This is a genomic window from Solidesulfovibrio sp. (assembly GCF_029978005.1).
In the GTDB taxonomy this organism is placed as follows: Bacteria; Desulfobacterota; Desulfovibrionia; order Desulfovibrionales; family Desulfovibrionaceae; genus Solidesulfovibrio.
In genome coordinates this window covers 1-23,976 of record NZ_JARKOZ010000066.1, presented here as the reverse complement: position 1 = coordinate 23,976, position 23,976 = coordinate 1, and the positions used below count along the sequence as shown (strand labels likewise).

Genomic DNA, 23,976 nt, shown 5'->3' with positions numbered 1-23,976 from the left:
CCCCGCCGCTTGCCGTTCCCTCCCATCCTCCCGCTCACCCCCGTCGGGGAGGGTCCGGGAGGGGGTCACCCCCTCCCGGACGCCGGAGGCTCTTCTCCCGACCTCTCCAGGCCGAACGCCAACCGTCGCAGCCGCCCGCCCCTGTCGGCCAGCCCCAGGCGTCTGGCGAAGCGGGCTTCCTGGCTGGCGCGGGCCGCCGTGTCGGCGGCCAGGCGCAGCTCTTCCAGGCCCGCTTCCAGGCGAAAAGCGTCGAGATTGGCCAGCGCCAGTTCCATCCCCAGCGACCAGTCTTCGGGCCGGTGCAGCGTGAGGTTGGACAGAAGTCCCACCCGTTCGACCTCGGCCCCGGGCTGGCGGCGCAGCAGCGTTTCCAGCCGGCGTTCGATCTCCAGGTCGCCCTGGTTCAGGGTCTTGGCCGCCAGCAGGCACTGGACGGCGTTTTCCGGCAGGTGCACGGCGGGATCGAAGAGCATGCCCGGCGCGCTGACGCATCCGGCCGTTTCCAGGGCCCGGGCGAAGAAGAGCAGGTAGTCGCGGGGCGCGTGCAGGCGCGGGGCGTCGCGCCGGCCCGTGGCCGCGACGTAGGCCACGTAGGCGCGTTTGGCGGCGTCCGGCCGGTCGAGCCGCAGGGCGGCCAGGACGCAGGCGGCCGCGCCGCGCGCGTCTGCGGTCGTTTCCGGCCGGGCGAGGCTGGCGTCGATCAGGGCCAGGGCCATGGCCCGATTGTTGTCGGCCAGGGCCATCTGCAGACGCGCGGCCATGACTTCGGCCGTGCCCGGCGCTTCGGCCAGGCGTCGCCACAGCGTGATCCTGGGGGTGGCCAGTTGGCCGGCCCGGTTGAGGTGGTAAAGCGCCAGGGCCAGGGCCGCGTCGGCGGCCGGCCCCTTGGGCGGGGCCGGGGCGCGCCTGGCCAGGTCGAGCAGGGCCCGGGCCCGGTGTTCCGGCAGGTGGCGGGCGTGCACGGCCGCCCGGGACGCCCGGCCCATGGCCTCGGCCAGGGCGGGGTTGGCCAGGGCGAAGCGCAGCCGCTCGTCGAGTTCCGCCACGTCGTCGTAGTAGAGCACCTCCTTGTCCGGGACGAACAGTTCCTCCACGCCCTCGGGCCGGCGTTCGCTGACCGGCAGGCAGCCGCTCGAGGCCGCTTCGAACAGCCGTAGATTGACTTCGCCGGCGATGCATTCGTTGGGGGCCAGGCGCACCGTGTCGTAGTAGGCGGCCAGGTCCGCCCCGAAGACGTCCTGGCGGTGGGTCAGGCCGAAGCGGGCCAGGTATTCGAGAAACCATTGCCGCCGCCGGCGGTGGGCGTTGACCCGGCCGACGAAGGCCAGGGGGACGACGCGCCCGGCGGCCGGGACCGGGGGGTGGGGATGGCCGTGCCAGGGGACCCAGGCGCTGGGGGGGCCGTCCTCCAGGGGAAAGGCCTTGGCCAGGTGGGGCTGGGTGGAGGCCACGGCCGAAACGGACCGGGCGTAGTGGCGTTGCCAGAAGAAGTTGAGGTGGCCGTCCAGGGACCAGTAGAGCACCGGGCAGGGGGCGTCGCCGCAGTCGGTGAGCACGAGCAGCCGGCCCAGGTCCTCCTGGTGGAGGATGCAGTCCGGGGGCTCGGGCAGGGCGGCCAGGAGCTCCGGCAGGCTGGCCGTGCCGCCGGGCGGGTCCAGGCGATGGATGCGACAGCCCAGGCGCTCGAGCGCCGGCCCGAGATGGGAATGGATCAGGCAGACGGTGCGCATCCGGCGGCTGGGCGGCGTGTCGGGGCAGGGGGAGCATGGCGGCGTCCATGCCCCCGCCGACGCGAGGCCGAGGCCTGCGGCCTAGACCGTGACCACGGAGTTTTCGCAGTCGCCGAACGGCGAGAAGGCGTATTTGTCCGCTTCGGGATCGCTGATCCAGACGTCGCCGTCGATGAGGTAGCGGTACTGGTACTCGCGGCCCGTCGGCAGGTCGAGGGTGGCCGCGAACGAGCCGTCCTTCTGCTTGCGCATGGCCGTGGCGCCGATTTCCCAGTCATTGAATTCGCCGACCAAGTGCACGTTGGCCGCCCCCTTGGCCTGCTCCTTGGCCAGGGTGAAGGTGACCTTGCTGATGGGCTTGCTCTTGAGAGGCTTTTTTTTCAGGGACATGGATATCCTCCTCGGAAGGGGTCCGCGCGCCCTCGTCTGCGGCCCAAGGACGCAAGGGATGATGGGATCATGCCCCTGGCCTAGCTGGTCTTCTTGTCGATGTAAAATCTTTTTTGATTAATCAGGGGACGAAACGGCTTTTACAGCAAACCTTCCCGGCGCAGCTCGTCCACCATCGCCCGCAGGTCGATGGGCTTGGTGAAGTAGCAGGTCACCTGGCCCCGGAAAAACGACGTGCTGATGTTCTTGATGTCGTCGTGGCAGGTGATCATCACCGCCTTGGCCTCGCTGCCCGGCGCGACCTTGCGTTCCCGCTCCAGTTCGCGGATGGCGCACAAGGCCGTCTGGCCGTCCATAATCGGCATCTGGATGTCCATGAAGACCAGGTCGAACGGGTCGCCGGCGTCCAGGGCGTCCGTGAACCGGGACAGCCCGTCGCGGCCGTTGGCTTCGCAGGTGCACTCGCCATAGCGGGACAAGGTGGCGGAAAGCGCCACCCGCGACACATGGTCGTCATCGACGATGAGGATTTTCATGACTGCCCCTTTGGCCGGCCCGGCCGGTTGCGTGCCAACTGGTGTTGCCAAAAAAGGAAAACCGATGCAAGGGCGCAAGCCGCGGGGATCTTGGGGCCGAGGCTGGATTTTTTCCGCCGCCGCACCTAGTATGCAAACCGCCCGGCCTGCGACGTCCCGCCGGGTCACCGTCAACATGGAAACGCGCCCCATGATCCGATCCCTGTTTTTCGCCCTGTGCCTGGTCCCGGTGACCCTTTTTTTCAGCTCCCTGTGCTGGCTGTTCGCCCGCCTGGGCCGCAACGGGGCCTATTCCCACTGGCTCGAGGGCCGCTGGGCCGGGACGCTTCTGCGGTGCGCCGGCGTGCGCGTGGAGGCCGACCTCTCGGCCCTGACCCCGGGCGAGACCTACGTGTTCATGGCCAACCACCAGAGCCACATGGATATCCCGATTCTTTTTTCGGTGCTTTCGGGATTCAACTTCCGCTTCCTGGCCAAGGAGAGCCTTTTCGCCATTCCGGTCTTCGGCCCGGCCATGCGCCGGGTGGGCCACGTGGCCATCGACCGGGGGAACCGGCGCAAGGCCATGGAATCCATCAAGGAGGCCACGGACCTCGTGGACCGGGGCGTGGGCCTGCTCGTCTTTCCCGAGGGCACCCGCTCGCCCGATCCCTCGAGCCTTGGCCCGTTCAAGACCGGCGGCATGATCGTGGCCCTCAAATGCAAGGCCAAGGTCGCGCCGCTGATCGTCGCCGGCTCCGCCCGCATCCTGCCCAAGCACGGACGCTTCGTGCGTTCCGGGCGGGTGACCGTGCGCGCCCTGCCGCCCTTCGACCCCCACGCACAGTATACGCTCAAGGAGCGTGAAGCCTTTAAAAACGACCTTTGGGCCCGTATGGACGCGGCCTACCAGGAGATGCGACAATGAACGCCAAATCCGCCGTGACCCTCTATCCTTTGGGGGGCCTTGGCGAAATCGGGCTCAACTGCATGGCCTTGGTCAGCGGCGATTCGATGATCGTCGTGGACTGCGGCCTCATGTTCCCGGACGACTCCCTGTTCGGCATCGACGTGGTCATCCCGCGCTTCGATTTTCTTTTGGCCAACAAGGACAAGCTCAAGGGGATCCTGCTCACCCACGGCCATGAGGACCACATCGGGGCCTTGCCGTGGCTCATGCGGTCCTGCGATGCGCCGCTGTACGGCTCGGCCTTCACCCTGGCCCTGGCCGCCAAGAAGCTCGAGGAACACAGCCTCAAGGAATTCACCCGGTTCGAGCCCGTCAAGGGCGGCCAGACCGTCGCCCTTGGCGACTTCAAGGTCACCTTCTTCCCGGTGTGCCATTCCATCGTCGAGGGCTTCGCGCTCGGCATCGAGACCCCGGCCGGGCGCATCGTGCACACGGGCGACTTCAAGATCGACCGCACGCCCCTGGACGGCCACGCCACGGATCTGGCGGCCATCAAGGCCTTCAGCGAACCGGGCGTGCTGCTTCTGCTCTCCGACTCCACCAACGCCGAGCGCGAGGGCTTCGCCCTGACCGAGCGGGAGATCAAATCCACCCTGGGCGGGATCTTCAAGGACGCGCCCGGGCGCATCGTGGTGACGCTTTTTTCCAGCCACATCCAGCGTATGCAGGAGATCTACGATCTGGCCCACGACTGCGGCCGCAAGGTGGCCGTCTCGGGCAAGTCGCTTTTCTCCAACATCGAGATCGCCCGGGAGTTGGGGCACCTGCGCGTGCCGCCCGGGACCGAGGCCAGCCTCGACGAGCTGCCGAATCTTTCCGACGACAAGGTGGTGCTCCTGGTCACCGGCTCCCAGGGCGAGCCGCTCTCGGCCCTGTCCCGCCTGGCCTACGGCGAGCACCGCCAGATCAAGGCCCAGAAGGGCGACACCGTCATCCTGTCCTCGCGCTTCATCCCCGGCAACATCCGGGCCATCACCCGGCTCATCAACCGCCTCTACAAGCTCGGGGCCGAGGTGCTCTACGAGCGCGTCCAGGCCATCCACGCCTCGGGACACGCCCACGGCGACGAGCTGCGGCTCATGCTCGAAACCGTGTCCCCCAAGTTCTTCATCCCCGTCCACGGCGAGTACCGCCACCTGGTCAAGCACGCCCGCATCGCCAAGGCCTGCGGCGTGGCCCCGGAGCGGGTGCTGGTCATCGAGGACGGACAACCCGTGACCTTCGGCGAAGGGCTCATGCGGCTGGAGGACGCCATCGAGGTGGATCACATCTACGTGGACGGCAAGGGCGTGGGCGACGTCGGGGTCACGGTGCTCAAGGAGCGGCAGCTTCTGGCCGGCGAGGGGCTGGTCATCGTGGTGATGGTGGTGGACGAGAAGTCCGGCGAACTGACCTTCGGCCCGAGCATCCTGTCCAAGGGCTTCGTGTTCGAGCAGCACTACAGCCATGTGCTGGAAGACGCCAAGTGCATCGTGCTCGACATCTTCGAGAACGTGCCGCCGGGGCAGTCGGATTTGCTCAAGGAGCGCATCCGCTCCGCCTTGCGCCGCTTTTTCCGCAAGGTCCTGGAACGCGATCCCGTGGTGGTGCCGCTGGTCATCACCTTGTAGGGGAGGGACTTGCCCATGAAAGTGCTGCGCGTGCGCCGTGAAGGGAAGACCTTCTACGGCCAGCTGCTTTTCGAGGAACGGGCCGTGCGCTGCCTGGACCCGGCCATGGGCCTGCCCGAGACCCTGCCCCTGGCCGAGGTGTCGGTGCTGCCGCCCGTGGCTCCGTCCAAGATGGTGTGCGCCCAGGGCAACTTCCGCGACCGTCTGCGCGAGCTCGGCCGGGAGGCCGGGGACGCGCCCATGCTCTTTTTGAAGCCCCCTTCGGCCATCATCGGCAGCGGCGAGGCCATCCGGCTGCCCCGGGCCGCCTCCCAGGTGGAAGCCTGGGGCGGGCTGGCCCTGGTCCTCGGCCGGACTTGCCGCAACATCGCGCCCGAGGACGTGCCGCGCTGCCTGTTCGGCTACGCCTGCGCCAACGACGTCACGGCCGGCGACTTCCTGGCCGCCGACGGCCCCATGGGCCGGGCCAAGGGCTTCGACACCTTCGCTCCCATCGGCCCCTGGATCGAGACGTCCGTGGCCGACCCCATCGGGCTGCGGCTGCGCACCCTGGTCAACGGCGTCGCGGTCCAGGACGCCTCCACCGCCGACATGGTGCTCTCGCCCTTCGCCCTGGTGAGCTTCGTCTCCGGCATCATGACCCTGCTGCCCGGGGACGTGGTCCTCACCGGCTCGCCGTCCGGCGGCGGGCTGCTCGCCGCGGGCGACGAGGTGCGGGTGGAGATCGAGGAGGTGGGCGTGCTGATCAACGCCGCCCGGGGCGAGGCCGAGCTCGGGCCCCTCCAGTAGCCGGGGTCAAAAGGGCCGGCAGGTGCGCCCCTCGCGCCGGCCCTCTTGCTTTTTTTTTTCAAGCGGACTACAAACCGCCGTTTCCCGAAAACACACGCTTCGCCCTGATTCCTGGGTGCCGGACGGTCCGGCGGCTCCATGGCGAAGCGGAGGAAAAACCCAAGGAGAACCCATGCCTTACGTGTCCATGAAACAGCTGCTCGAGACCGGCGTCCACTTTGGGCACCAGACCCGTCGTTGGAACCCCAAGATGCGCACCTTCATCTTCGGGGCCCGTAACGGCATCCACATCATCGACCTCCAGCAGACCGTCAAGCTGTACCAGAAGGCCCACGACTTCGTGGCTAACGTGGTGGCCGGCGGCGGCCGCATCATCTTCGTCGGCACCAAGCGTCAGGCCCAGGAGTCGGTGAAGAAGGAAGCCGAGCGCGTCGGCCAGTTCTACGTCACCAACCGTTGGATGGGCGGCATGCTCACCAACTTCCAGACCATCAAGAAGAGCATCGATCGCCTCAAGAACCTGGAGCGCATGTTCGGCGACGGCACCATCAAGCGGTTCCCGAAAAAGGAAATCGTCATGATGGGCCGCGAGGTGGAGAAGCTCAACGCCACGCTCGGCGGCATCAAGGACATGGACCGCCTGCCCCAGGCCGCCTTCATCATCGATCCCAAGCGCGAGGAAATCGCGGTGCAGGAATGCCGCAAGCTCGGCATCCCCATCGTGGCCGTGGTGGACACCAACTGCGATCCCGACGTCATCGACTACGTGATCCCGGGCAACGACGACGCCATCCGGGCCATCAAGCTCTTCGCCGCCAGCATCGCCGAGGCCTGCCAGGAAGGCGCCGCCCAGAACAAGGACGTCGAGCCCGCCCCGGACAAGGACGAGCAGCCCGAATCCGCCCCGGCCCCCGTCGCCGAGGAAACCGAATCCGAAACCACCGACGAGTAGGAGGACGCCCCCATGGCCGATATTTCCGCCAGCTCCGTGAAAGCCCTGCGCGACAAGACCGGCGCGGGCATGATGGACTGTAAAAAAGCCCTGACCGAATGCACCGGCGATGAGGAAAAGGCCGTCGCCTGGCTGCGCGAGAAGGGCCTGGCCAAAGCCCAGAAGCGCGCCGGCCGCGCCACCTCCGAAGGCGTGATCGGGTCCTACATCCACTCCAACGGCAAGCTCGGCGTGATGGTCGAGATCAAGTGCGAGACCGACTTCGTCGCCCGTTCCGAGCGCTTCCAGGAGTTCGCGAAGAACGTGGCCATGCAGATCGCCGCCGCCAACCCGGTCTGCCTGTCCCCCGAGGACGTGCCTGCCGACCTGCTGGCCAAGGAGAAGGAGATCTTCAAGCACCAGGCCATGGAAGAGGGCAAGCCCGAAGCCATCGCCGAGAAGATCGTCGAAGGGCGCGTCAAAAAGCTCTACAAGGAAATCTGCCTGCTGGAGCAGCCCTTCATCAAGGACGACAAGGTCAGCATCAAGGACTTGGTCAACGAACTCGTCGGCGTGCTCGGCGAGAACGTCCAGATCGGGCGCTTCACGCGCATGGCCCTGGGCGAGGACGTCGCCTAGGCCGCCGCGCACCGACTTCGAAACGGGCCGCAAGGCCCGTTTTTTTTGCAATCATCCCAGGCGCGGGGCGCTTGCGCCCCGCGTCCCTTCCTCCCGCAACCCAAGGGGGTTCCATGTCGAATTTGCGGTTTTCCCAGGTTTTGCTTAAGATCAGCGGCGAGGCGCTGGCCGGTGGACGGCCCTTCGGGATCGACAACCAGACCATCACCAATTTCTGCCGGGACATCGCCCAGGCCGCCGCGCTCGGAGCCAGGATCTCCCTGGTCATCGGCGGGGGAAACATCTTTCGCGGCGTCTCGGAGCAGGCCGCCGGCATGGACCGGGCCTCGGCCGATTACATGGGCATGCTGGCCACGGTCTTAAACGCCCTGGCCGTGCAGGAGAGCCTGGAGAAGCAGGGCCTGTCCACCCGCGTCATGTCGGCCATCAGCATGCGCGAGGTCTGCGAGCCCTACATCCGCCGCCGCGCTTTGCGGCACCTGGAGAAGGGCAGGGTAGTCATCTGCGCCGCCGGGACCGGCAATCCGTACTTCACCACGGATACCGCCGCGGCGCTTCGGGCCATGGAGCTCAAGACCGAGGCCATCCTCAAGGGGACCAAGGTCGACGGCGTGTACGACAAGGATCCGGCCAAGCATGCCGAGGCCGTCAAGTTCGACACCTTAACCTACATGGACGTGCTGGAGAAACGGCTACGCGTCATGGATACCACGGCCATCAGCCTGGCCATGGACAACAACCTGCCCATCGTGGTCTTCAACATGTTCACCGCGGGCAACCTCGCCCGCGTGCTGGCCGGAGAGCCCGTGGGCACGGTGGTCAAAGGAGACGAGTGACATGCAGGCAGTGCTTACCGACGCCGAAGAGCGCATGAAAAAGGCGCTCGCCTCGTTGGACAAGGAATTCTCGCGGCTGCGCACCGGGCGGGCCACCACCAGCCTTCTGGACGGCATCCGCGTGGACTATTACGGCACCCCGACGCCGCTGGACCAGATCGCGTCGATCTCCACCCCCGACAGCCGCACCATCGCCATCCAGCCCTGGGACCGCAAAGCCTTCAACGACGTGGAAAAGGCCATCCTCAAGTCCGACCTGGGGCTCACCCCGGTCAACGACGGCAAGATCATCCGCATCGGCATTCCGCCGCTGACCGAGGACCGCCGCAAGGACCTGGTCAAGGTGGCCAAGAAGTACGCCGAGGAGGCCAAGGTGGCCGTGCGCAACATCCGCCGCGACGCCAACGAGGCCCTCAAGAAGAAGAAGAATGACAAGGCCATCAGCGAGGACGACCAGCACAAGGGCCAGGAGGACGTGCAGAAGCTCACCGACGCCTACATCGCCAAGACCGACGACGTCTTCGCCAAGAAAGAAAAAGAGATCATGGAGATCTAGTGGCCGATACCACGTCTCTCCCCAGGCACGTGGCCATCATCATGGATGGCAACGGGCGTTGGGCCACCTCGCGGGGGCTGCCCCGCAGCGAAGGCCACCGGGCCGGCACCGAGGCCGCCCGCGGCATCATCACGCGCTGCCGGGAACTGGGCATCGGCCACCTCACCCTCTACGCCTTTTCCAAGGAGAACTGGGGGCGGCCGGCTGACGAGGTCAAGTTCCTCTTCGACCTGCTCGTGCGCTTCCTCAACCGGGAGCTCGACACCCTGCTCACCCAGTCCATCCGCTTTCTGGTGATCGGCGAGATGGCCGATCTGCCCCTGGCCGCCCGCAAGGTGCTCTCCCACGTCATCGCCAAGACCGCCCGCTGCACTGAGATGACGCTTAACCTAGCGCTCAACTACTCCGGTCGCGAGGAGATCGTGCGCGCCTGCCGCCGGCTCGTCGGCCAGGGCGTGCCGGCCGGGGAAATCACCCAGGAGCGTCTGGCCGCCGAGCTCTACACCGCCGGCCAGCCCGACCCGGACCTCATCATCCGCACCAGCGGCGAAATGCGCCTGTCCGGCTACCTGCTGTGGCAGTCCGCCTACAGCGAGTTCGCCTTTCCCGACACGCTGTGGCCGGACTTCACCCCGGCCCACCTCGACGCGGCCCTGGCCGACTTCCAGGGCCGCACCCGCCGCTTCGGCCTGACCGGCGAACAGATCGCCGCCGTCCCGGGCTCCGAAAGCGCTTCCTGAGACCGCCATTGGGCGCGCCGCGAGGCGCGCCCGTCCTTTACTTCTCCGGGGCGGACGTTCTCGCCTGCACGGATAGGGCGGGGCGATTGACAGCCCCCCCGGTTTTCGCGGTATCGTCAACAATCCCGTCAGCCGGCCGGTTGGCCGCAATCCATCAAGGGGTCAAACGTCATGCCGGGGAGCCCCGCGTCGTCCGCGCCAGACCGCGAACCACCCCTGCGCGTCTGGCTGACCGTGCCTTTGGTCGTCCTGGTGCTGGTCACCGGCGCGGTCATCGGCTGGCTGGAGCTTCGCGGCGGGCGCGAGGCCGTGGGCGACGCGGCCGGGCAGCTGCGCGCCGAGGTCTTGCTGCGGGTGCGCCAGACGCTCGACGCCTATCTCGACGTTCCCGTCGCGCTCAACGCCCTCAATGCCGAAGCCCTGCGGCGCGGCCTGCTGGACCCGAATGACCCCCGCAACGTCCAGCGCTATTTTTCCGCCGTCATCGAGGCCAATCCTTCGGTGGCCTACTCCTTTTTCGGCACGCCCGAGGGGGAGTTCTACGGCGCCAGGCGGCTTGGGCCGGAAAAGGTCCAGATCGTGCGGGCCGGGGCCGAGACCGGCGGGGATTCCCGCAATTTCGCGGTCACGGCCTCGGGCGACGCCGGGGAACTGGAAAACGTCTACAAGAACTTCGACCCGCGCGCCCGGCCCTGGTACAAGGCCGGCGTCGCCGCCGGCGGCCCGGTCTGGACCCCGATCTACCGCCATTTCGCCCTGGGCGTGCCCACCGTCAGCGCCTGCCTGCCGGCCTATGCGCCGGACGGGACCCTGCGCGGCGTGTTCGGGGCGGATTATCCCCTGACGCGCATCCATGAGTTCCTGCGCACCATCAAGGTCGGCCGGCACGGCGAAGTGTACCTGCTCGAACGCTCGGGCGCGCTCGTGGCCGCCTCCTCCCTGGAGACGTCGCGCATCCTGGTGCAACGGCCGGACGGCTCCTTCGACCGCCTGACCGCGGCCGACGCCGGCGACTCCATGCTGTCGGCGGTCGTCGCCCATCTGCGGGCCGCTCCCGGCGGTCTGGACGGCATCGCCGGGCCGGTGCTGGCCCAGGTGCGCGGCGGGGACGGCGAGGGCTACTACCTGCTGGCCGAACCCTTCGGCGACGGCCGGGGCATCGACTGGCTGCTCGTGGCCGCCGCGCCGGCCTCGGACTTCATGAGCCGCATCGAGGCCGGGCTGCGCCAGAGCTTTTTCGCCGGCCTCCTCGCCCTGCTTGCCGCGGCCGCGGCCGGCGTGTTCATGGCCCGGCGCGTGGCCCGGCCCGCCGAGCGGCTTGCCGCGGCCGCCGACGCCCTGTCGCGCGGGCAGTGGGACCTGTCCCTGCCCCGGCCGCGCGGCCGGGAAATGCTGCGTCTGGCCCAGGCCTTCGGCCGCATGGCCGGGCAACTGCGACAGGCCATTAACGACCTGACACGCCAGCACGACGTCATCGCCGCCGCCAACAAGACCCTGGAGGCCCGGGTGGCCCGGCGCACGGCGGAACTCACGCATATGCACAACCGGCTGCGGGCCATCTTCGACGCCATTCCGGGGTTCGTCCACGTCGTGGACCGCGAACTGCGGGTGGTGGACGTGGGGGACAACCTGCTGCGGGCCATGGATCTCAAGCGGGACGACGTGCTCGGCCACAAGTGCCACGAGGCCTTCCACGGCCTGGACGCGGCCTGTCCCGACTGCCCCCTGGGCGAGGCCGACGTGACGGGGGTGCGGGTGCGCGCCTCCAATCCCGGGGAGGAGGCCCTGCTCGGCATGCCGTTTCTGGCCTACAGCGCGCCCATCCTCGACAGCCACGGCGAGGTCTGGGGACATATCGAATGCCTCATGGACGTGAGCCGGCTGCGGGAGGCGGAGCGCCAGCTCGAAGCGGCCAAGGAGGCGGCCGAGGAGGCCAACCGGGCCAAGTCGGACTTTCTGGCCAAGATGAGCCACGACATCCGCACGCCGCTCAGTTCCATCATCGGGCTCACCGACATCTCCCTGCAGTCGCGCGTGCCCCCGGACATCCGGGACAACCTCGCCAACGTGCTGGAAGCGGCCAGGGGCCTGCTCGACCTGGTCAACGAGTTGCTGGATTTCTCCCGGGCCGAGGCCAAGAGCCTGACCTTGCGCGACGAGGACTTCTTTTTGCGCGGTCTGCTGGCGGCAGTGGTGCGCTCCTTCGCTCCCCAGGCCGCGAGCAAGGGGCTGCGGCTGCGCCTGCTGCCCGACCGCGCCTGCCCGGCCGTGGTGCGCGGCGACCCGGCCCGACTGCGCCAGGTGCTGGCCAACCTCGTGGGCAACGCCGTGAAGTTCACGGAAAAAGGCGGCGTGACCCTGCGGGTGCGGCCCGCGGCGCCGCCCGAGGGCGGCGAAGGCGAACCTGGCTGGCTGCTCTTTACCGTGTCCGACACCGGGCCCGGCATCCCCGTCGAGGCCCTGCCCTCCATCTTCGAGCCCTACCGGCAGGGGAGCGGCGAGATCACGGCCAGGTTCGGCGGCTCCGGGCTGGGGTTGGCCATCTGTCGCCAGATGGCCGAGCTCATGGGCGGGAGCGTCACGGTGGAGAGCACGCCGGGGACGGGCAGCGTCTTCGCCTTCCGCGCGCCTCTGCCCGCAGGGGACAAGGCCCGGGCCAGGCCCGCCAGTCCTTCGGCGCGCAGCCTCGACGCCCTGCGCCAGGGCCAGCGGCCCATGTCCCTGCTGCTCGCCGAGGACAATCCCATGAACGTCCGGCTGGCCCGCGTCCTGTTCGGACGCCTGGGGCACCGCCTGACCGTGGCCGGGTCCGGCCGCGAGGCCATGAGACTGCTTTCCGCCGCACCCTTCGACGCCGTGCTCATGGATGTGGAGATGCCGGAGATGGACGGGCTGGAGGCCACGCGGCGCATCCGGGCCGGCGAGGCCGGCGAGGGCCGGCGCGACGTGCCCATCGTGGCCCTGACCGCCCACGCCCTGTCCGCCTTTCGGGAACGCAGCCGCGAGGCCGGGGTGGACGCCTTCGTGACAAAGCCCGTGGATTTCGGCGAACTGGCCGACGTGCTGCGGGCCATCGCGGGAAGGCAGGACCTCGGCACGGCCGACCCGCCAGAACCGGTGCGCCGGGCCGAGGCCCTGGCCCGCCTCGACGACGATCGCGACCTTTACGACGAGCTGTGCCGGATCTTCCTGGCCGAATGTCCGGAATACGGGAAACGGCTGGAAGCCGCCTTGGCCGGGGACGACATGGCGGAGTTGGGGCAGGCGGCCCACTCCATCAAGAACAGTTGCGGCGCCATCGGCGCGGACAGCTGCCGGATGCTGGCCGACGAGGTGGCCGCCCTGGCCGCTTCGGGCGACCGGGACGGGCTGCGCCGGGCCGTGGCCACCCTTTGCGGCGAACTGGAGCGGGCGGTCGCCTCTTTGGCCTCGCCGGGCCGGTAGGCGTTCGCAGCGATGGCCTCCCGGCCCGATTTCCGGTATCTGCTTCCCCGCGCCCGAGGCCCCGTCCGCGCCCGGCCACGGCCGCATCGGCCCGTCACCTCCAACGCCAGGAGCGCCCCATGCCCGTCACCGTCGTCGATCATCCCCTGGTGCGCCACAAGCTCGGCTATCTGCGCGAGAATGGCCTCAGCACCAAGGAATTCCGGGAACTGGCCGGCGAGATCGCCCGGCTGCTCACCTACGAGGCCACCAAGAGCCTGCCCACGGAGAGGGTGACCATCAACGGCTGGGCCGGGCCCGTGGAAGTGGACCGCATCGCGGGCAAGAAGATCACGGTCGTTCCCGTGCTGCGGGCGGGGCTTGGCATGATGGACGGCGTGCTGGACATGATCCCGGGCGCCAAGGTCAGCGTGGTCGGCATGTACCGCAACGAAGAGACCCTCGAGCCGGTGCGCTATTACGTGAAGCTGGCGAAAAAGATCCACAAGCGCCGGGCCATGATCCTCGACCCCATGCTGGCCACGGGCGGCACGCTCATCGCCACCATCAACCTGCTCAAGGAGGCGGGCTGCCGCCACATCATGGGCCTTTTCCTGGTCTGCGCCCCGGAAGGGCTGGAAAGGCTCGAACGCGAGCATCCGGACGTGGCCGTCTACACCGCGGCCGTGGACGAACGTCTCAACGAGCACGGCTACATCCTGCCCGGCCTCGGCGACGCCGGCGACAAGATCTTCGGCACGAAGTAGCCGGGCGTGGTCGACCCTGGACCGCTCGCGCCAGGGCCGGGCGGTCGCGCCGGCCGGGATGACGACGGTCCGGCCGATCCCTGTCCGTCAGGAACGAACGGCGACGACGCCTCGCTCCGGCCGGCCGGGCCAGGCGGATTCAGCGCGTTCGCAGAAGCGGCCAGCGTTCGGGGGGCACGTAGCCCTTGGGGGCACGGGGACATTGCCGCACCCGGATCTCCCTGACCGCCACGCCGCCTTCCGGCGGGAAGGCGTAGACGGCCCGCACCCCGCAGTCGGCCAGGCCCCGGCCCTTGGTCAGCACCGTAAGCGTCCCGGCTTTGGCGTCGAAGTCGAGGTCCCCGACCAGGTCTTCCTGGGGCTCGGGCCGCGACGGGGCGTCGCTGTCCGCCACGGTGGGAAAGCGCAAGAGCGTGCCCGCCTTGCCGGGAGCGTCCTGAAGCACGGCCACGTAGGTCGCCTGATAGGCCGCCTGGTCGCACTGCACGCAGTAGAGCGCCCGTTCCCCGTCAAGCGCAAAGCGCTCGACCCCCGGGGAGAGCACGGGGATGTCCAGGCCCTGGGGCGACACCATCTCCTGATAGGACTGTTCGCAGGCGTCCGGCCAGCCGAGGACGGCCCGCAGTCTGGCCCGCTCGTCGAGCCAGGCCTGGCGCGCCGCCGCCCGGGCTTTTTCCAGGGCGGCCAGGCGCTCGGCATGGCGCGCCTTGAGGCAGGCGGCGTCCGGGCAGGCGTTTCGGGCGGCAAGCCAGGTGCGCTGGGCGGCGCGGGCGTCGGCCTTGTCCTTTTCCGGGAGGGCGGAGAGCAGATCCGAGAAGGCGTCGGCCATGGCCCGGTCGGCTTCGCGCAAGGCGGGGTCGGCGCAGATCGTTTTCTCTACGGGCGAGGCGGCCTTGGCGCAATCCATGCCGGCTGCGGCCGCCGGAACGCTCGGGAGCAGGGCGGCGGCCAGGGCCAGCGCGGTCCAAAGTCCCGATCGGCGCGGCCGTGCGGCGCGCTGGGGAGACGTCACGGCTTCTGCCTGACGTAGAGGGCGATGCCGATGGCCTGCCGGCCGCCGGAGTCGTGGCTGTAGACGAGTTCCATGGAGCCGTCCGGGAGCAGGCGGCCGTGGAAGCTTCCCTCTTCCTCGAGAATGTGCACGGTCACGTTGTCGTAGGCCACGAGCCCCATGATCCGTTCCTCGTGCTTGGCGCTCTTCTTGACGCCGAGGAAGCGCCGGCCTTCCTGGCGGGTGATCTCCATGGTGAATTCGCTTTTGACGAAGCGCGGCTCCATGTCCGGCTGGGGAAAATGGCGGCTGCCGGTGGTGATGCCCTCGTGGGCCACGGTACGCCAGACGCCGCGCATGTCCGGCGCGTCGTCGGCGCGGGCCTGGGCGGCGCAAACAAGCAGGAGCAGGGCGGACAGGACGGCGAGTCGGCGCATGGCGGAACTCCTTGTCGCGGGTTTCCGGCAGGGACCGCCGGGCGCAAAGGCCGGTCCGCCGGGTATGAGCGGCATTTGATCCCCGAGCCGTGGCGGCGTCAAGGGGCCGTGTTTTCCGCCGGCGGCCGATGGACGCAGTTTACGACGCGAAAAGAACCTGCTATTTGCAGCCCCTTACGGCCTGGTTGGCCCAACCTCTTCCCGCCGGCGCGGTCCCCTTGCGATACAACAAAGCCATCATCTGGCTGCTTTGCAGCAGCGTCGCCCTGTTATCCATCGCGGCATTCTATTATAAAAAAGGATGGGATACCGTGAATGGGCAGTTGCGTGAGATTGCCGTCAACGTCGATACCGTCAACACGGTCATGAACGATCTCGGCGGGTTGTACAACCGCACGCGCGCGAGCATCCTCCTGACCCAACTGCGTTCCGCGCAAGACGACCTGGTCATCGTCTTCGGCGACAGCATCGTCGAACAGATGTACTTCCCGACCCTTTCCGGAATCAATGTCGTCAATACGGGCATATCCGGTTCCAAGGCCCTGGAGTCCTTGTCCTTCATGCGGCAGGTACTGGCCGGTTCCCACGGGCCGCTGGTCATCGTGTCCATGGGGGCCAACGACGCCTTCGGCAAGTCCGTGGCCTCGCCGGAACGGTTCGCCGCCGGGTACGAGGCCCTGGCCCAGGCCGTCCTGGACAGCGGCCGGGCCCTGGTTCTGGCCACCCTGCCGCCCATGGAAACGGGAAAGTTCGCGGCCGACAGTTTCCACCACGCCAGCATCCCGAGCTACAACGAACAAATCCGCGAGGTCGGCCGCCGGCTCGGCGTGCCCGTCGCCGACGTGGACGCCGTGCTCGAGGAGTGGCGCAAGGGGCGGCCCGAGGGCTGCACCGTGGACGGGGTGCACCTAAACGCCCAGGCCGCGGGCGTGTGGCGCGAAACCGTCTACGCCGCCGCCCGGGAGGCCATGGCCGCCCGCAAGCCCTGAGCGCCCGGCCGCGTCCGCTTGCGGCCCGACCCTAGACCTTGCGGCCGAGGAGCCGCTCCAGGGCGGCGAGGACGGCCTCGGCGCGCAGCGGCTTGGCCATCACCTCGGCCGCGCCGTAGCTCTTGGCCCAGCCGAGGGTCTCGGTGTCGGTGAAGGTGCTGCCCGCGCTGATGGCCACGATGGGAAGCTTCGGCGCGAGTTCGAGCAGTTCCTTGATGGTGGCCAGCCCTTCCTTGCCCGGCATGAAGATGTCCACGAAGGCGGCGTCCGCCGGGCGCTCCCGGAACGCGGCCAGGCCGGCGTCGCCGTCGGCCGCCTCCACGACCGTGTAGCCGGCCTTTTCCAGGACGCCGCGCAGCAGCGCGCGGGTGATGGCCGCGTCGTCGACTACCAATATCCGTGCCACACGCTCGCTCCTTGTCGGTCATTTCGCGCCCGGGCCGTCCAGGGCCGGCGCTTGCCCGGTCTCGTCGTCGCCGGCCACGGCGGCCCGCATCTGGACGATGAGTTCGCTCAGTTCCCCGGCCTCCTCGTTGAGGCCGCGCACGGCCGCGACAGCCGCTTCCATGCCCTGGCCGATGTCCTTGGCCACCTGCCGCACCTCCTCGGTGGCCCGGTTGATCTGCGTGGCCGTGGCCGACTGCTCCTCGGCGGCCGTGGCGATGGCCCGGACCTGGTCGGCCGTGCCCTCGACCATGCCCACGATGGCCCCCAGCGCGGCGCCGGCCTGTTCGGCCAGGCCGGCGCTGCGGGCGGCGGCATCCGCGGCCCTGGCGGTCTCCCGGTTGCCCCGCCGGGCGCCTTCCTGCACGTTTTCGATGGCCTGGCCCACCTCGCGGGTGGCGGTCATGGTCTTTTCGGCGAGTTTGCGCACCTCGTCGGCCACCACGGCGAAGCCGCGCCCGGCCTCGCCGGCCCGGGCCGCCTCGATGGCGGCGTTAAGCGCCAGGAGATTCGTCTGGTCGGCGATGTCGGAAATCACCTCCAGGACCCGGCCGATGCCTTCGGCCCGTTCGCCGAGGCTGGCCATGTCGGCGCGGAGCGTGCCGGCCAGGCCGCTGACCTCCTCGATGGCGGCCACGACCTCCCGCACCATCTCCGAACCGTCCCGGGCCTTGGCCTTGGCCTCTTCGGCGCTGCCCGCGGCCAGGCCGGCGTTTTGGGCCACTTCGAGCACCGTGGCGTTCATCTGCTCCATGGCCCGGGCCGTTTCCTCGGTGCGCTGCCGCTGGCTGGCGACGCCTTCGCCGGTACGGTCGATGCGCTCGGCCAGGGCTCGGGCGTTGCCCGAAAGCCGGCCGGCGATGTCCTCGGCCGCGGCCGCCACCTCGGCGATGAGCCGGTTGCGCTCGGCCAGGGCCTCCTGCTGGATCTTGACCTTGGTCAGGGTGGCCAGCATGGCGAAGACGCCGAGCATCCTGCCGTCGCCGGCGCTGACCGGGGCGGCGTCGATCTTGACGAAGAACCGCTCGCCCCAGGCGTAGGCGCCCTCGTAGGCCTCGTTGGTGATGATCTCCCGGTGCGCCAGCACCTTCTTCAGGGTCCGGGCCACAGGGGCGTGGCCGGCGAAGGCCCGTTCCAGGGGCTGGCCGACGTACTCCTCGGGGGATTTGCCCTCGCCCATGAAATGGGCCAGCCAGCGGTTGACCAGCAGGACCGTGCCGTCCGGGCCGGCCACCACGCAGGGCATGGTCACGGAATCGAGGATGCCCCGGGCGAATTCCAGTTCGTTTTTGAGCTTGTCCACCATGGCCCGGATGGAGGCGGCCAGGCTTCCCATCTCCGCCGAGAGCGCCATGACCAGCCGGGCCTCGAGGTCGCCGGCCGCCACCTTGTCGGCGTAGCCCACGATGGCCTGGATGGGCCGATTGAGCAGGCGGCGCACCAGCAAGAAAGCCGCCAGGGCCATGACCGCCAGGAAGGCCAGGGAGGCCGCCACCAGCTTTCCCGTGATGGCGCGCACGGTGGCGTCGAGGCTGGTCGAGGCGGCGGCCACGGCCGCGTCGATGCCCTCGGTGGGTTCGCTCGTGCCGATGATCCAGTTCCAGGGCCGAAAAAGCGTGACGCAGGCCAGGCGGGGCGCGTTCTCTGCACCGGACGAGGCCCTGGACCAGGTGTAGGCCACGTAGCCGTCGCCCGTGGGCGAGACGGCCTCGAGCATGGCCCGGGCCAGGTTTCCCGCGCCCGCCGGCACGGGCGTCATCGCGCCGTCGAGACCGGCCTGCACGGCCGTGGCCCGGTCCTCGGACGGCATGTCCGGGGTCTTGCCGACGAGGTCCGGCCGGTTCGGGTCCACGATCAGGCGCGGCACGGGCGTGGCCGCCTCGAGGATGAAGAAGCTTCCGCCGTCCGGCAGGCGCATCTTGGACACCTGCGCCTTGGCCTCCTCCTTGAGCCTGGCCGTGGCGTCGTCGAGCCAGGCCCCGGAGCCGAAGATCCAGCCGAGCTCCGGCAGAAGCCGCACGTAGGACACCTTGGGCTTGGGGTCGCCCGGCGCGCCCGGCTTGTCCCACATGTAGGACACCATGCCCTGGCCGTCCTTTTTCACCACTGCGACCATGTCGTTGAAAAGCGCCGTGCCTTTGGGATCGCGGAAACCGGACAGGTCCTTGCCGTCGAGCGCCGGCTGGATGGGGTGCATCACCATGCGGGGCGTGGTGTCGTTGATCCAGACGTAGTTGCCCCCGTCGAACCGGGCGTCGCGGGTCATCTCCTTGATGCGCGCCTCGATGGCCTCGCGGGGCAGGACGTCCTTGTTGGCCTCGTAGAACGCCTTGGCCTGGCTGACCACGGCGTCCGTCACCGCCTTGAGCCGGTCGTGGGCGCGGGCCTTCATGGCCTCCTCGTCCTTGGAGACGTCGTGGAAGTATCGGACGACCTCGGCCGTCAGCCGCACGGCCGCGAGTTGTCGATCCTTGGCCTGAGCCAAGAGCTCCTCGTGCATCTGCCGCGCCCGGGCGTCGCGGTACTTGCCGAGCTCGTAGAGGAAAAAGCCGACGGAGAGCGCGGAAAGCGCGGTGAGCATGGCGATGCAAAGAAGCACGATCCTGAGGCTGATCGGCCAGTCGCGGACCCTTTTCATGCAGCGTTCCCCATGGATGCGCCGTAGGGCGTTTTTGGATGCGGGCCGCAGCCGGCGGCCGACAGGAAAAAAGGCTATTGTCCAGCCTATGACCGAATGCGGCCGCCATGGCAAGGCCGGGCGCGGGCTTTCCTTTCCGGCGGGCCTTTGGCATAAGGCTCGCGGGAAGCACTTCCATGACGTTTTACGAACTCGCCACCAATCTGTTCGACCCCCTGCACTCTTTCTGGGAACGGCCAAGGACGCGGCGCATCGTGGCCATGAGCCAGGTGGTGGCTTTTTGCATCGGGCTTGTCGGCATCGAGCTCAACCTTCGCGGCCTGCTGCCGCCGATCCTGGCCCACCTCACTCCGACCTCCCATTTCTACGCCATCAACCTGGCCTTCACGTTGGTCCTCATCCAGGAAGTGGTGGACCTCATCTTCGTGCTGCCCTGCTCGGTGACCAAATCCCTGGGCAAGCAGTTCGAGATCCTGTGCCTGATCCTGCTGCGCGACGCCTTCAAGGAACTCGTCCACCTCCACGAGCCCATCATTCTCATCGAATCCGTGCATGTGCTTCTGCCCATGCTGGCCGACGGCGCGGGCGCGCTCCTCTGCTTCCTGGGGCTCGGCATGTATTACCGCCGCTACAGCCGCAAGCCCCAGTCGCCCAAGGGGCCGTGGCTCTATCCCTTCGTGGCCTACAAGAAGTTCCTGGCCTTTTGCCTGCTTTTCTTCTTTCTCTCCTTCGGTTTGTGGGTCGCCTGGCAGAGCGCGGCCACCGGGCTGGTGCACGACTTCTTCACGGTCTTCTACACGGTGCTCATCTTCAGCGACATCTTCATCGTGCTGCTTTCCCACACCTACCAGCCGGCCTTTCGTTCGGTGTTCCGCAATTCCGGCTTCGCCCTGGCCACGCTCTTCATCCGCTTCGCCCTGGCCGCCCCGGCCTATTACGCGCCCCTGCTCGGCGTGGCCGGCATGGCCTTCGCCTACGGCGTGGCCGCGGCCAGCGACACCTTCGACAAAGGCAATTGACCGGCGCGCCTGCGCCGCATCCGGAGGTCCGCCATGATCGGTCCCGTCGCCCTGACCCCTATCGGCGTCATCCGTTCCCCGTTCACGAGTCTTGCCGGCATGCCCATCCAACCGGGGGGCGCCCGCGAGGTGGCCGGCCGCGTCGAGCTCGATCCGGCCCTGGCCCCGGGGCTGGCCGACCTGGATGGGTTTTCCCACGTCTATCTCCTCTATCTCTTCCACGCCTCCTCGGGTTACGACCTGACCGTCACGCCTTTTCTCGACAACACGCCGCGCGGTCTGTTCGCCACCCGCGCCCCCAGGCGGCCCAATCCCATCGGTCTTTCCGTGGTGGAGGTGGTCTCCATCGAGGGGGCGGTGGTCCGCCTGCGCGGCGTGGACGTGCTCGACGGCACGCCGCTTCTGGACATCAAGCCCTACGCCCCGGCCTTCGACGCGCCGCACGGTCCGGTGCGCACGGGCTGGATGGAGGGGCGCGACGCGTCCGTGGCCGCCGTGCGCAGCGACGGCCGGTTCGTTTCGGGCGACTGAAGCCGGTTCGTCGATTTCCTGTCGTCCTGAGGGCCACGCAAAAAGGCCGCCGTCCCATTGGGGACGGCGGCCTTCCATCATTCGGTCGCGCCGGCCGGATCAGGCCGACGTGTCGGTGAGCGCCCCGCGCCGGACTTCCGCCAGCGCCGGCGCGCCGTCGGGCATGTCCGCCTCGGCCCGGGTCAGGTCCGAGGGGGAGGTGATGGAAAAGGGACGCCGGCCGGCCGGCTCCAGGCCGTCGGCAAAGGCGATGGAATGGTAGCCGTCGGTGACGCCGACCACGTACTCGGCCATGGCTTCCCTCCTTGCCGCGCAGGCTATTTGGCCACGTCGGCCTGCAGCTGCTTGGCCATATCCGAAATCTTGGCCATGGCCGCCTTGTGCTCGGCCCCGTCCAGGCCCGCGGCCAGCTGGTCGGCCGCGGCCGCGAAGGCCGCCACCTTCTCCGCCTGCATTTCCTTGCGGATCTTGGCCGGCAGACCCTCGAACTGCGCCACCTTGGCGTCGATGGTCGCCATCTTGGCCGGCACGTCGGCCACGGACTGGGCCACGGTCGTCAGTTTGGCGTCCAGGGCCACGTAGACGCCGAACGCGAGGACGATAGCCAAAATGGCCAGCGCCAGGCCGGCCCGCGCCGAGTTGGCCGTTTCCTTGGCCTCGACGGCGGGGTTGTTGACCTTGCTTTCCACATCGTCGCCGTACAGGGCCCGGACTTTTTTCTCCATGCCAAGCATAAGGCGATTCCTCCCAAGGAAAATTTTGAATGCGATTCTATATAGCCCAAAGCAGTCTCGGGCACAATGGGAATCCGAGCAACAGCCCGATTCCCTGTGATTTTTTTCGCATTCTTGCGACCATTCCCGGGTAGCGGCGCGGTAGGAAATGCATTCCTGTCGGCCTTTTTCCCCATCCGCGAAGAAAGTGACGCGTTCCGGCTGGTTCGTGTCCGCTTTGCATGGACTGATGGGCTTTGCGGGCGGCGGGAAACGCCGCCGCCAAAGGGGAGAACCGACATGATCCTGCGCTGCCGCCTGTGCCACGCCGCCATCGCCGCCTTCGATCCCGCCGACCTCCGCCCGCCGCTTCTCGGCGCCATGTTCGGCCCCCTCGAGCCCGGCTTCCCGCCGCCCTTTGATCCCGAAGCCGCCTTCGAGCACGCCCGCTGCCCCTACTGCCGCCACCATCCCCAGGGCTACGACCCGGCCGGCCGGGAAAGCCTCGAAACGGACGCGGGCGAGTGGAGCATTCCCGCCGCCAAGCGTCGTCGCCAGGAGGGCAACTGATGACCCAGGCCGACCGCTATTCCGAACTCCTGCCCCCGGCCGAGCGCCCGGACCTGGTCGGACCCCGTGTCTTCGAGCTCCTCGAGGCCGTGGTGGCCGACAAGGCCCGCCTGGGACTGGCCGAAAAATGGACCCGTCACTATCGCCTGGGCCGGGGCCGCGCCCAGGACGGACTCGTTCCGGCTGGCGCGCCTGCGGCCTCGGCCAACCTGCTCCATCTGCACCGCCAGCGCACGGTCAACATGCTCACGGACAACAACCCCACCTTCAACGTCAACCGGGTGGGGCCGGGCGGGGACGACGCGCTGTTTCGCACCCTGGAGCGCGCCGCCGCCTGCTGGTGGGTCGAACAGGAGCAGCAGGCCGTGTTCGAGCGCTCGGTGATCAACGGCGAGACCTACGGCGTGGCCGTGGAAAAGGTCGTGTTCGACCCGGACCTCGAATATGGCCTCGGCGAGGTGCGCACCGTGGTGGTCGATCCCTTCGCCTTCGGCGTGTTTCCCACCGGCTGCCCGGACCTGCGCGACGCCGCCGCCGTGCTGCACTTCACCCCCATGCCCCTGCGCGAGGCCAGGCGCCGCTGGCCCGAGGCCGCCGGCAGGATCGTCAGCGATGCGGCCCTGCTCGCCGCCCTCGGCGACAACCGCCAGGAGATGGCCACGGGCGATGGCGGGCGGCGCGGGCTTTTCTCCCGCTTCGGCGAGGTGGTGAAAAGCCTTGCCGGCGCAAGCGGCGCGGCCGGCCCCAGCGAGGACACGGCGCTTGTCTGCGAATGCTGGGCGCGCGACTACGCCATGGACGGGGACGCGCCGCGCTATCCGGGCTTCATCCGCTGCGTCACCGTGGCCTCGGCCGGCCGCCTGGTGCTCTCCGACCGGCCCAATCCCTCGGTCAACCCGGACCTGAGTCCGGACGAGGCCATGGCCACCTACCTCTACGACCGCTTCCCCTTCGCCCTGGCCAACTCCCTGACCGATCCGGTCAGCCTCTGGGGGGCCTCGGATTTCGAGCAGCTGGCCGAGCTGCAATACGAGATCGACAAGTGCCTCGCCCAGCTCACCGCGCACAAGGATCGCTGCGCCCGGCCGAAGATCGTCAACCCCCGGGATTCGGGCGTGGCCAACGCCGCCTTCACCAACCGCCTGGGCATCGTCAACCCCACCTCCATGGCCGCGGCCCAGGGCATCCGCTATCTGGAATTTACCAACAACACCAAGGACATCGAAAGCGTCCTGGCCATCTACCGCGAACTTTTCAGCCAGATATCGGGCCTGGCCGACCTGGAGCGCGCCGCCGCGCCCGATCGTCCGGTCATCGCCTACCGGGCCATCGCCGCCCTCATCGAACAGGCGGCGACGCTCCTGCGCGGCAAGATCCGCAACTACTCCCGGCTCATCCGGGAACGCGGCCGCATGTTCCTCAGCCACATGCAGAACTGGTACACCGAGGAACGCTGGATCAGCTTCACCGAGGACGGCCGCCCGGCCGTCGCGGCCCTGCACGGCGCGCGCTGCCGCGTGCCCGCCCGTCTCACCGTCGTCTCCGGCTCCACCATGCCCGTGTCCAAGGTGCAGCAGCGCGAGGAAGCGCTGGCGCTCTACCAGATGGGGGCCATCGACCGCCGCGATCTCCTGGAGAAGCTCGACTGGTCCGGCCGCGCCGCCGTGCTGGAGCGCATGGGCGAGGGAGAGGGGGGGAAGGAGAATCGGGGCGCTGCCCCGAGCCCCGCCGGGGGGGATCATCCCCCC

The 23,976-nt window shown here is 68.6% G+C and carries 24 protein-coding genes; 15 read left to right on the top strand and 9 right to left on the bottom strand.

Annotated elements, in window-relative coordinates; all coding sequences use genetic code 11:
* Nucleotides 1-65: 65 nt before the first annotated feature.
* From Q1K70_RS08125 to Q1K70_RS08115, 3 genes are all read right to left on the bottom strand, one after another.
* On the bottom strand, nucleotides 66-1,730 hold the full coding sequence (locus tag Q1K70_RS08125) for a glycosyltransferase (RefSeq protein ID WP_300157695.1): 1,665 nt from the start codon (nucleotides 1,728-1,730) through the stop codon (nucleotides 66-68).
* An 81-nt stretch (nucleotides 1,731-1,811) separates the two neighbouring features.
* On the bottom strand, nucleotides 1,812-2,120 hold the full coding sequence (locus tag Q1K70_RS08120; protein WP_300157693.1) for an isoamylase early set domain-containing protein: 309 nt from the start codon (nucleotides 2,118-2,120) through the stop codon (nucleotides 1,812-1,814).
* Nucleotides 2,121-2,260: 140 nt separating this feature from the next.
* Nucleotides 2,261-2,656 carry a response regulator gene (locus Q1K70_RS08115; RefSeq protein WP_300157691.1) on the bottom strand — a complete coding sequence of 132 codons (396 nt, stop codon included), beginning with the start codon at nucleotides 2,654-2,656 and terminating at the stop codon, nucleotides 2,261-2,263.
* A gap of 190 nt (nucleotides 2,657-2,846) precedes the next feature.
* Here Q1K70_RS08115 and Q1K70_RS08110 point away from each other — a divergent pair, with 190 nt between their 5' ends.
* From Q1K70_RS08110 to upp, 10 genes are all read left to right on the top strand, one after another.
* On the top strand, nucleotides 2,847-3,563 hold the full coding sequence (locus Q1K70_RS08110; protein WP_300157689.1) for a lysophospholipid acyltransferase family protein: 717 nt from the start codon (nucleotides 2,847-2,849) through the stop codon (nucleotides 3,561-3,563).
* Nucleotides 3,560-5,215, top strand: coding sequence for a ribonuclease J (locus Q1K70_RS08105; RefSeq protein WP_300157687.1), 1,656 nt, complete (start codon nucleotides 3,560-3,562; stop codon nucleotides 5,213-5,215). The genes Q1K70_RS08110 and Q1K70_RS08105 overlap by 4 nt, the downstream gene beginning before the upstream one ends.
* A gap of 15 nt (nucleotides 5,216-5,230) precedes the next feature.
* Nucleotides 5,231-6,004 carry a fumarylacetoacetate hydrolase family protein gene (locus tag Q1K70_RS08100; RefSeq protein WP_300157685.1) on the top strand — a complete coding sequence of 258 codons (774 nt, stop codon included), beginning with the start codon at nucleotides 5,231-5,233 and terminating at the stop codon, nucleotides 6,002-6,004.
* 172 nt (nucleotides 6,005-6,176) lie between these two features.
* The gene (gene rpsB / locus Q1K70_RS08095) at nucleotides 6,177-6,956 is read left to right on the top strand and encodes a 30S ribosomal protein S2 (protein ID WP_300157682.1); all 780 of its coding nucleotides are present in this window, start codon (nucleotides 6,177-6,179) and stop codon (nucleotides 6,954-6,956) included.
* 12 nt (nucleotides 6,957-6,968) lie between these two features.
* Nucleotides 6,969-7,574: a translation elongation factor Ts gene (tsf, locus tag Q1K70_RS08090; protein ID WP_300157680.1), complete on the top strand. Its 606-nt coding sequence runs from the start codon at nucleotides 6,969-6,971 to the stop codon at nucleotides 7,572-7,574.
* Nucleotides 7,575-7,687: 113 nt separating this feature from the next.
* The gene (gene pyrH / locus Q1K70_RS08085; RefSeq protein ID WP_300157678.1) at nucleotides 7,688-8,410 is read left to right on the top strand and encodes a UMP kinase; all 723 of its coding nucleotides are present in this window, start codon (nucleotides 7,688-7,690) and stop codon (nucleotides 8,408-8,410) included.
* A 1-nt stretch (nucleotide 8,411) separates the two neighbouring features.
* Entirely contained in the window at nucleotides 8,412-8,966 is a 555-nt protein-coding gene (gene frr / locus Q1K70_RS08080) for a ribosome recycling factor (protein ID WP_300157676.1), read from the top strand.
* Nucleotides 8,966-9,706 carry a polyprenyl diphosphate synthase gene (gene uppS, locus Q1K70_RS08075; protein ID WP_300157674.1) on the top strand — a complete coding sequence of 247 codons (741 nt, stop codon included), beginning with the start codon at nucleotides 8,966-8,968 and terminating at the stop codon, nucleotides 9,704-9,706. Before frr ends, uppS begins: the two co-directional genes overlap by 1 nt.
* A gap of 171 nt (nucleotides 9,707-9,877) precedes the next feature.
* Nucleotides 9,878-13,150: an ATP-binding protein gene (locus Q1K70_RS08070; protein WP_300157672.1), complete on the top strand. Its 3,273-nt coding sequence runs from the start codon at nucleotides 9,878-9,880 to the stop codon at nucleotides 13,148-13,150.
* A 119-nt stretch (nucleotides 13,151-13,269) separates the two neighbouring features.
* A complete protein-coding gene (upp, locus tag Q1K70_RS08065; RefSeq protein ID WP_300157670.1) occupies nucleotides 13,270-13,896 on the top strand; it encodes a uracil phosphoribosyltransferase in 627 nt (208 codons plus the stop codon).
* A gap of 139 nt (nucleotides 13,897-14,035) precedes the next feature.
* On the opposite strand, the gene Q1K70_RS08060 is transcribed toward upp, so the two are convergent.
* Both Q1K70_RS08060 and Q1K70_RS08055 read right to left on the bottom strand, forming a co-directional pair.
* Nucleotides 14,036-14,908: a DUF1176 domain-containing protein gene (locus Q1K70_RS08060; RefSeq protein WP_300157668.1), complete on the bottom strand. Its 873-nt coding sequence runs from the start codon at nucleotides 14,906-14,908 to the stop codon at nucleotides 14,036-14,038.
* Nucleotides 14,905-15,324 carry a hypothetical protein gene (locus Q1K70_RS08055; RefSeq protein WP_300157666.1) on the bottom strand — a complete coding sequence of 140 codons (420 nt, stop codon included), beginning with the start codon at nucleotides 15,322-15,324 and terminating at the stop codon, nucleotides 14,905-14,907. Before Q1K70_RS08055 ends, Q1K70_RS08060 begins: the two co-directional genes overlap by 4 nt.
* A gap of 311 nt (nucleotides 15,325-15,635) precedes the next feature.
* On the opposite strand from Q1K70_RS08055, the gene Q1K70_RS08050 reads away from it, so the two are divergent.
* Complete coding sequence (locus Q1K70_RS08050; protein ID WP_300157664.1) at nucleotides 15,636-16,313, top strand: GDSL-type esterase/lipase family protein; 678 nt, start codon at nucleotides 15,636-15,638, stop codon at nucleotides 16,311-16,313.
* A gap of 31 nt (nucleotides 16,314-16,344) precedes the next feature.
* On the opposite strand, the gene Q1K70_RS08045 is transcribed toward Q1K70_RS08050, so the two are convergent.
* Together Q1K70_RS08045 and Q1K70_RS08040 are read right to left on the bottom strand one after the other, a co-directional pair.
* On the bottom strand, nucleotides 16,345-16,719 hold the full coding sequence (locus Q1K70_RS08045) for a response regulator (protein WP_300157662.1): 375 nt from the start codon (nucleotides 16,717-16,719) through the stop codon (nucleotides 16,345-16,347).
* Between the two features lie 18 nt (nucleotides 16,720-16,737).
* Complete coding sequence (locus tag Q1K70_RS08040) at nucleotides 16,738-19,395, bottom strand: cache domain-containing protein (RefSeq protein ID WP_300157660.1); 2,658 nt, start codon at nucleotides 19,393-19,395, stop codon at nucleotides 16,738-16,740.
* Nucleotides 19,396-19,571: 176 nt separating this feature from the next.
* Here Q1K70_RS08040 and Q1K70_RS08035 point away from each other — a divergent pair, with 176 nt between their 5' ends.
* Both Q1K70_RS08035 and tsaA read left to right on the top strand, forming a co-directional pair.
* On the top strand, nucleotides 19,572-20,414 hold the full coding sequence (locus Q1K70_RS08035) for a hypothetical protein (RefSeq protein WP_300157659.1): 843 nt from the start codon (nucleotides 19,572-19,574) through the stop codon (nucleotides 20,412-20,414).
* A 33-nt stretch (nucleotides 20,415-20,447) separates the two neighbouring features.
* Nucleotides 20,448-20,945, top strand: a complete 498-nt coding sequence (gene tsaA / locus Q1K70_RS08030; protein ID WP_300157657.1) for a tRNA (N6-threonylcarbamoyladenosine(37)-N6)-methyltransferase TrmO — start codon at nucleotides 20,448-20,450, stop codon at nucleotides 20,943-20,945.
* 99 nt (nucleotides 20,946-21,044) lie between these two features.
* On the opposite strand, the gene Q1K70_RS08025 is transcribed toward tsaA, so the two are convergent.
* Both Q1K70_RS08025 and Q1K70_RS08020 read right to left on the bottom strand, forming a co-directional pair.
* Nucleotides 21,045-21,239: a hypothetical protein gene (locus Q1K70_RS08025; protein ID WP_300157655.1), complete on the bottom strand. Its 195-nt coding sequence runs from the start codon at nucleotides 21,237-21,239 to the stop codon at nucleotides 21,045-21,047.
* 23 nt (nucleotides 21,240-21,262) lie between these two features.
* Nucleotides 21,263-21,679, bottom strand: coding sequence for a hypothetical protein (locus Q1K70_RS08020; RefSeq protein WP_300157653.1), 417 nt, complete (start codon nucleotides 21,677-21,679; stop codon nucleotides 21,263-21,265).
* A gap of 279 nt (nucleotides 21,680-21,958) precedes the next feature.
* On the opposite strand from Q1K70_RS08020, the gene Q1K70_RS08015 reads away from it, so the two are divergent.
* On the top strand, nucleotides 21,959-22,228 hold the full coding sequence (locus tag Q1K70_RS08015; protein WP_300157651.1) for a hypothetical protein: 270 nt from the start codon (nucleotides 21,959-21,961) through the stop codon (nucleotides 22,226-22,228).
* Nucleotides 22,228-23,976 (top strand): hypothetical protein (locus Q1K70_RS08010; protein ID WP_300157649.1); only part of this gene is annotated, 1,749 nt, incomplete at its 3' end. The genes Q1K70_RS08015 and Q1K70_RS08010, both read left to right, overlap by 1 nt.

Bases quoted from the DNA above. Each gene is read 5' to 3' on its own strand.
- Q1K70_RS08125 (WP_300157695.1), bottom strand. From the start codon at position 1,730: ATGCGCACCGTCTGCCTGATCCATTCCCATCTCGGGCCGGCGCTCGAG.
- Q1K70_RS08120 (WP_300157693.1), bottom strand. From the start codon at position 2,120: ATGTCCCTGAAAAAAAAGCCTCTCAAGAGCAAGCCCATCAGCAAGGTC.
- Q1K70_RS08115 (WP_300157691.1), bottom strand. From the start codon at position 2,656: ATGAAAATCCTCATCGTCGATGACGACCATGTGTCGCGGGTGGCGCTT.
- Q1K70_RS08110 (WP_300157689.1), top strand. From the start codon at position 2,847: ATGATCCGATCCCTGTTTTTCGCCCTGTGCCTGGTCCCGGTGACCCTT.
- Q1K70_RS08105 (WP_300157687.1), top strand. From the start codon at position 3,560: ATGAACGCCAAATCCGCCGTGACCCTCTATCCTTTGGGGGGCCTTGGC.
- Q1K70_RS08100 (WP_300157685.1), top strand. From the start codon at position 5,231: ATGAAAGTGCTGCGCGTGCGCCGTGAAGGGAAGACCTTCTACGGCCAG.
- rpsB (WP_300157682.1), top strand. From the start codon at position 6,177: ATGCCTTACGTGTCCATGAAACAGCTGCTCGAGACCGGCGTCCACTTT.
- tsf (WP_300157680.1), top strand. From the start codon at position 6,969: ATGGCCGATATTTCCGCCAGCTCCGTGAAAGCCCTGCGCGACAAGACC.
- pyrH (WP_300157678.1), top strand. From the start codon at position 7,688: ATGTCGAATTTGCGGTTTTCCCAGGTTTTGCTTAAGATCAGCGGCGAG.
- frr (WP_300157676.1), top strand. From the start codon at position 8,412: ATGCAGGCAGTGCTTACCGACGCCGAAGAGCGCATGAAAAAGGCGCTC.
- Q1K70_RS08070 (WP_300157672.1), top strand. From the start codon at position 9,878: ATGCCGGGGAGCCCCGCGTCGTCCGCGCCAGACCGCGAACCACCCCTG.
- upp (WP_300157670.1), top strand. From the start codon at position 13,270: ATGCCCGTCACCGTCGTCGATCATCCCCTGGTGCGCCACAAGCTCGGC.
- Q1K70_RS08055 (WP_300157666.1), bottom strand. From the start codon at position 15,324: ATGCGCCGACTCGCCGTCCTGTCCGCCCTGCTCCTGCTTGTTTGCGCC.
- Q1K70_RS08040 (WP_300157660.1), bottom strand. From the start codon at position 19,395: ATGAAAAGGGTCCGCGACTGGCCGATCAGCCTCAGGATCGTGCTTCTT.
- Q1K70_RS08035 (WP_300157659.1), top strand. From the start codon at position 19,572: ATGACGTTTTACGAACTCGCCACCAATCTGTTCGACCCCCTGCACTCT.
- tsaA (WP_300157657.1), top strand. From the start codon at position 20,448: ATGATCGGTCCCGTCGCCCTGACCCCTATCGGCGTCATCCGTTCCCCG.
- Q1K70_RS08025 (WP_300157655.1), bottom strand. From the start codon at position 21,239: ATGGCCGAGTACGTGGTCGGCGTCACCGACGGCTACCATTCCATCGCC.
- Q1K70_RS08020 (WP_300157653.1), bottom strand. From the start codon at position 21,679: ATGCTTGGCATGGAGAAAAAAGTCCGGGCCCTGTACGGCGACGATGTG.
- Q1K70_RS08015 (WP_300157651.1), top strand. From the start codon at position 21,959: ATGATCCTGCGCTGCCGCCTGTGCCACGCCGCCATCGCCGCCTTCGAT.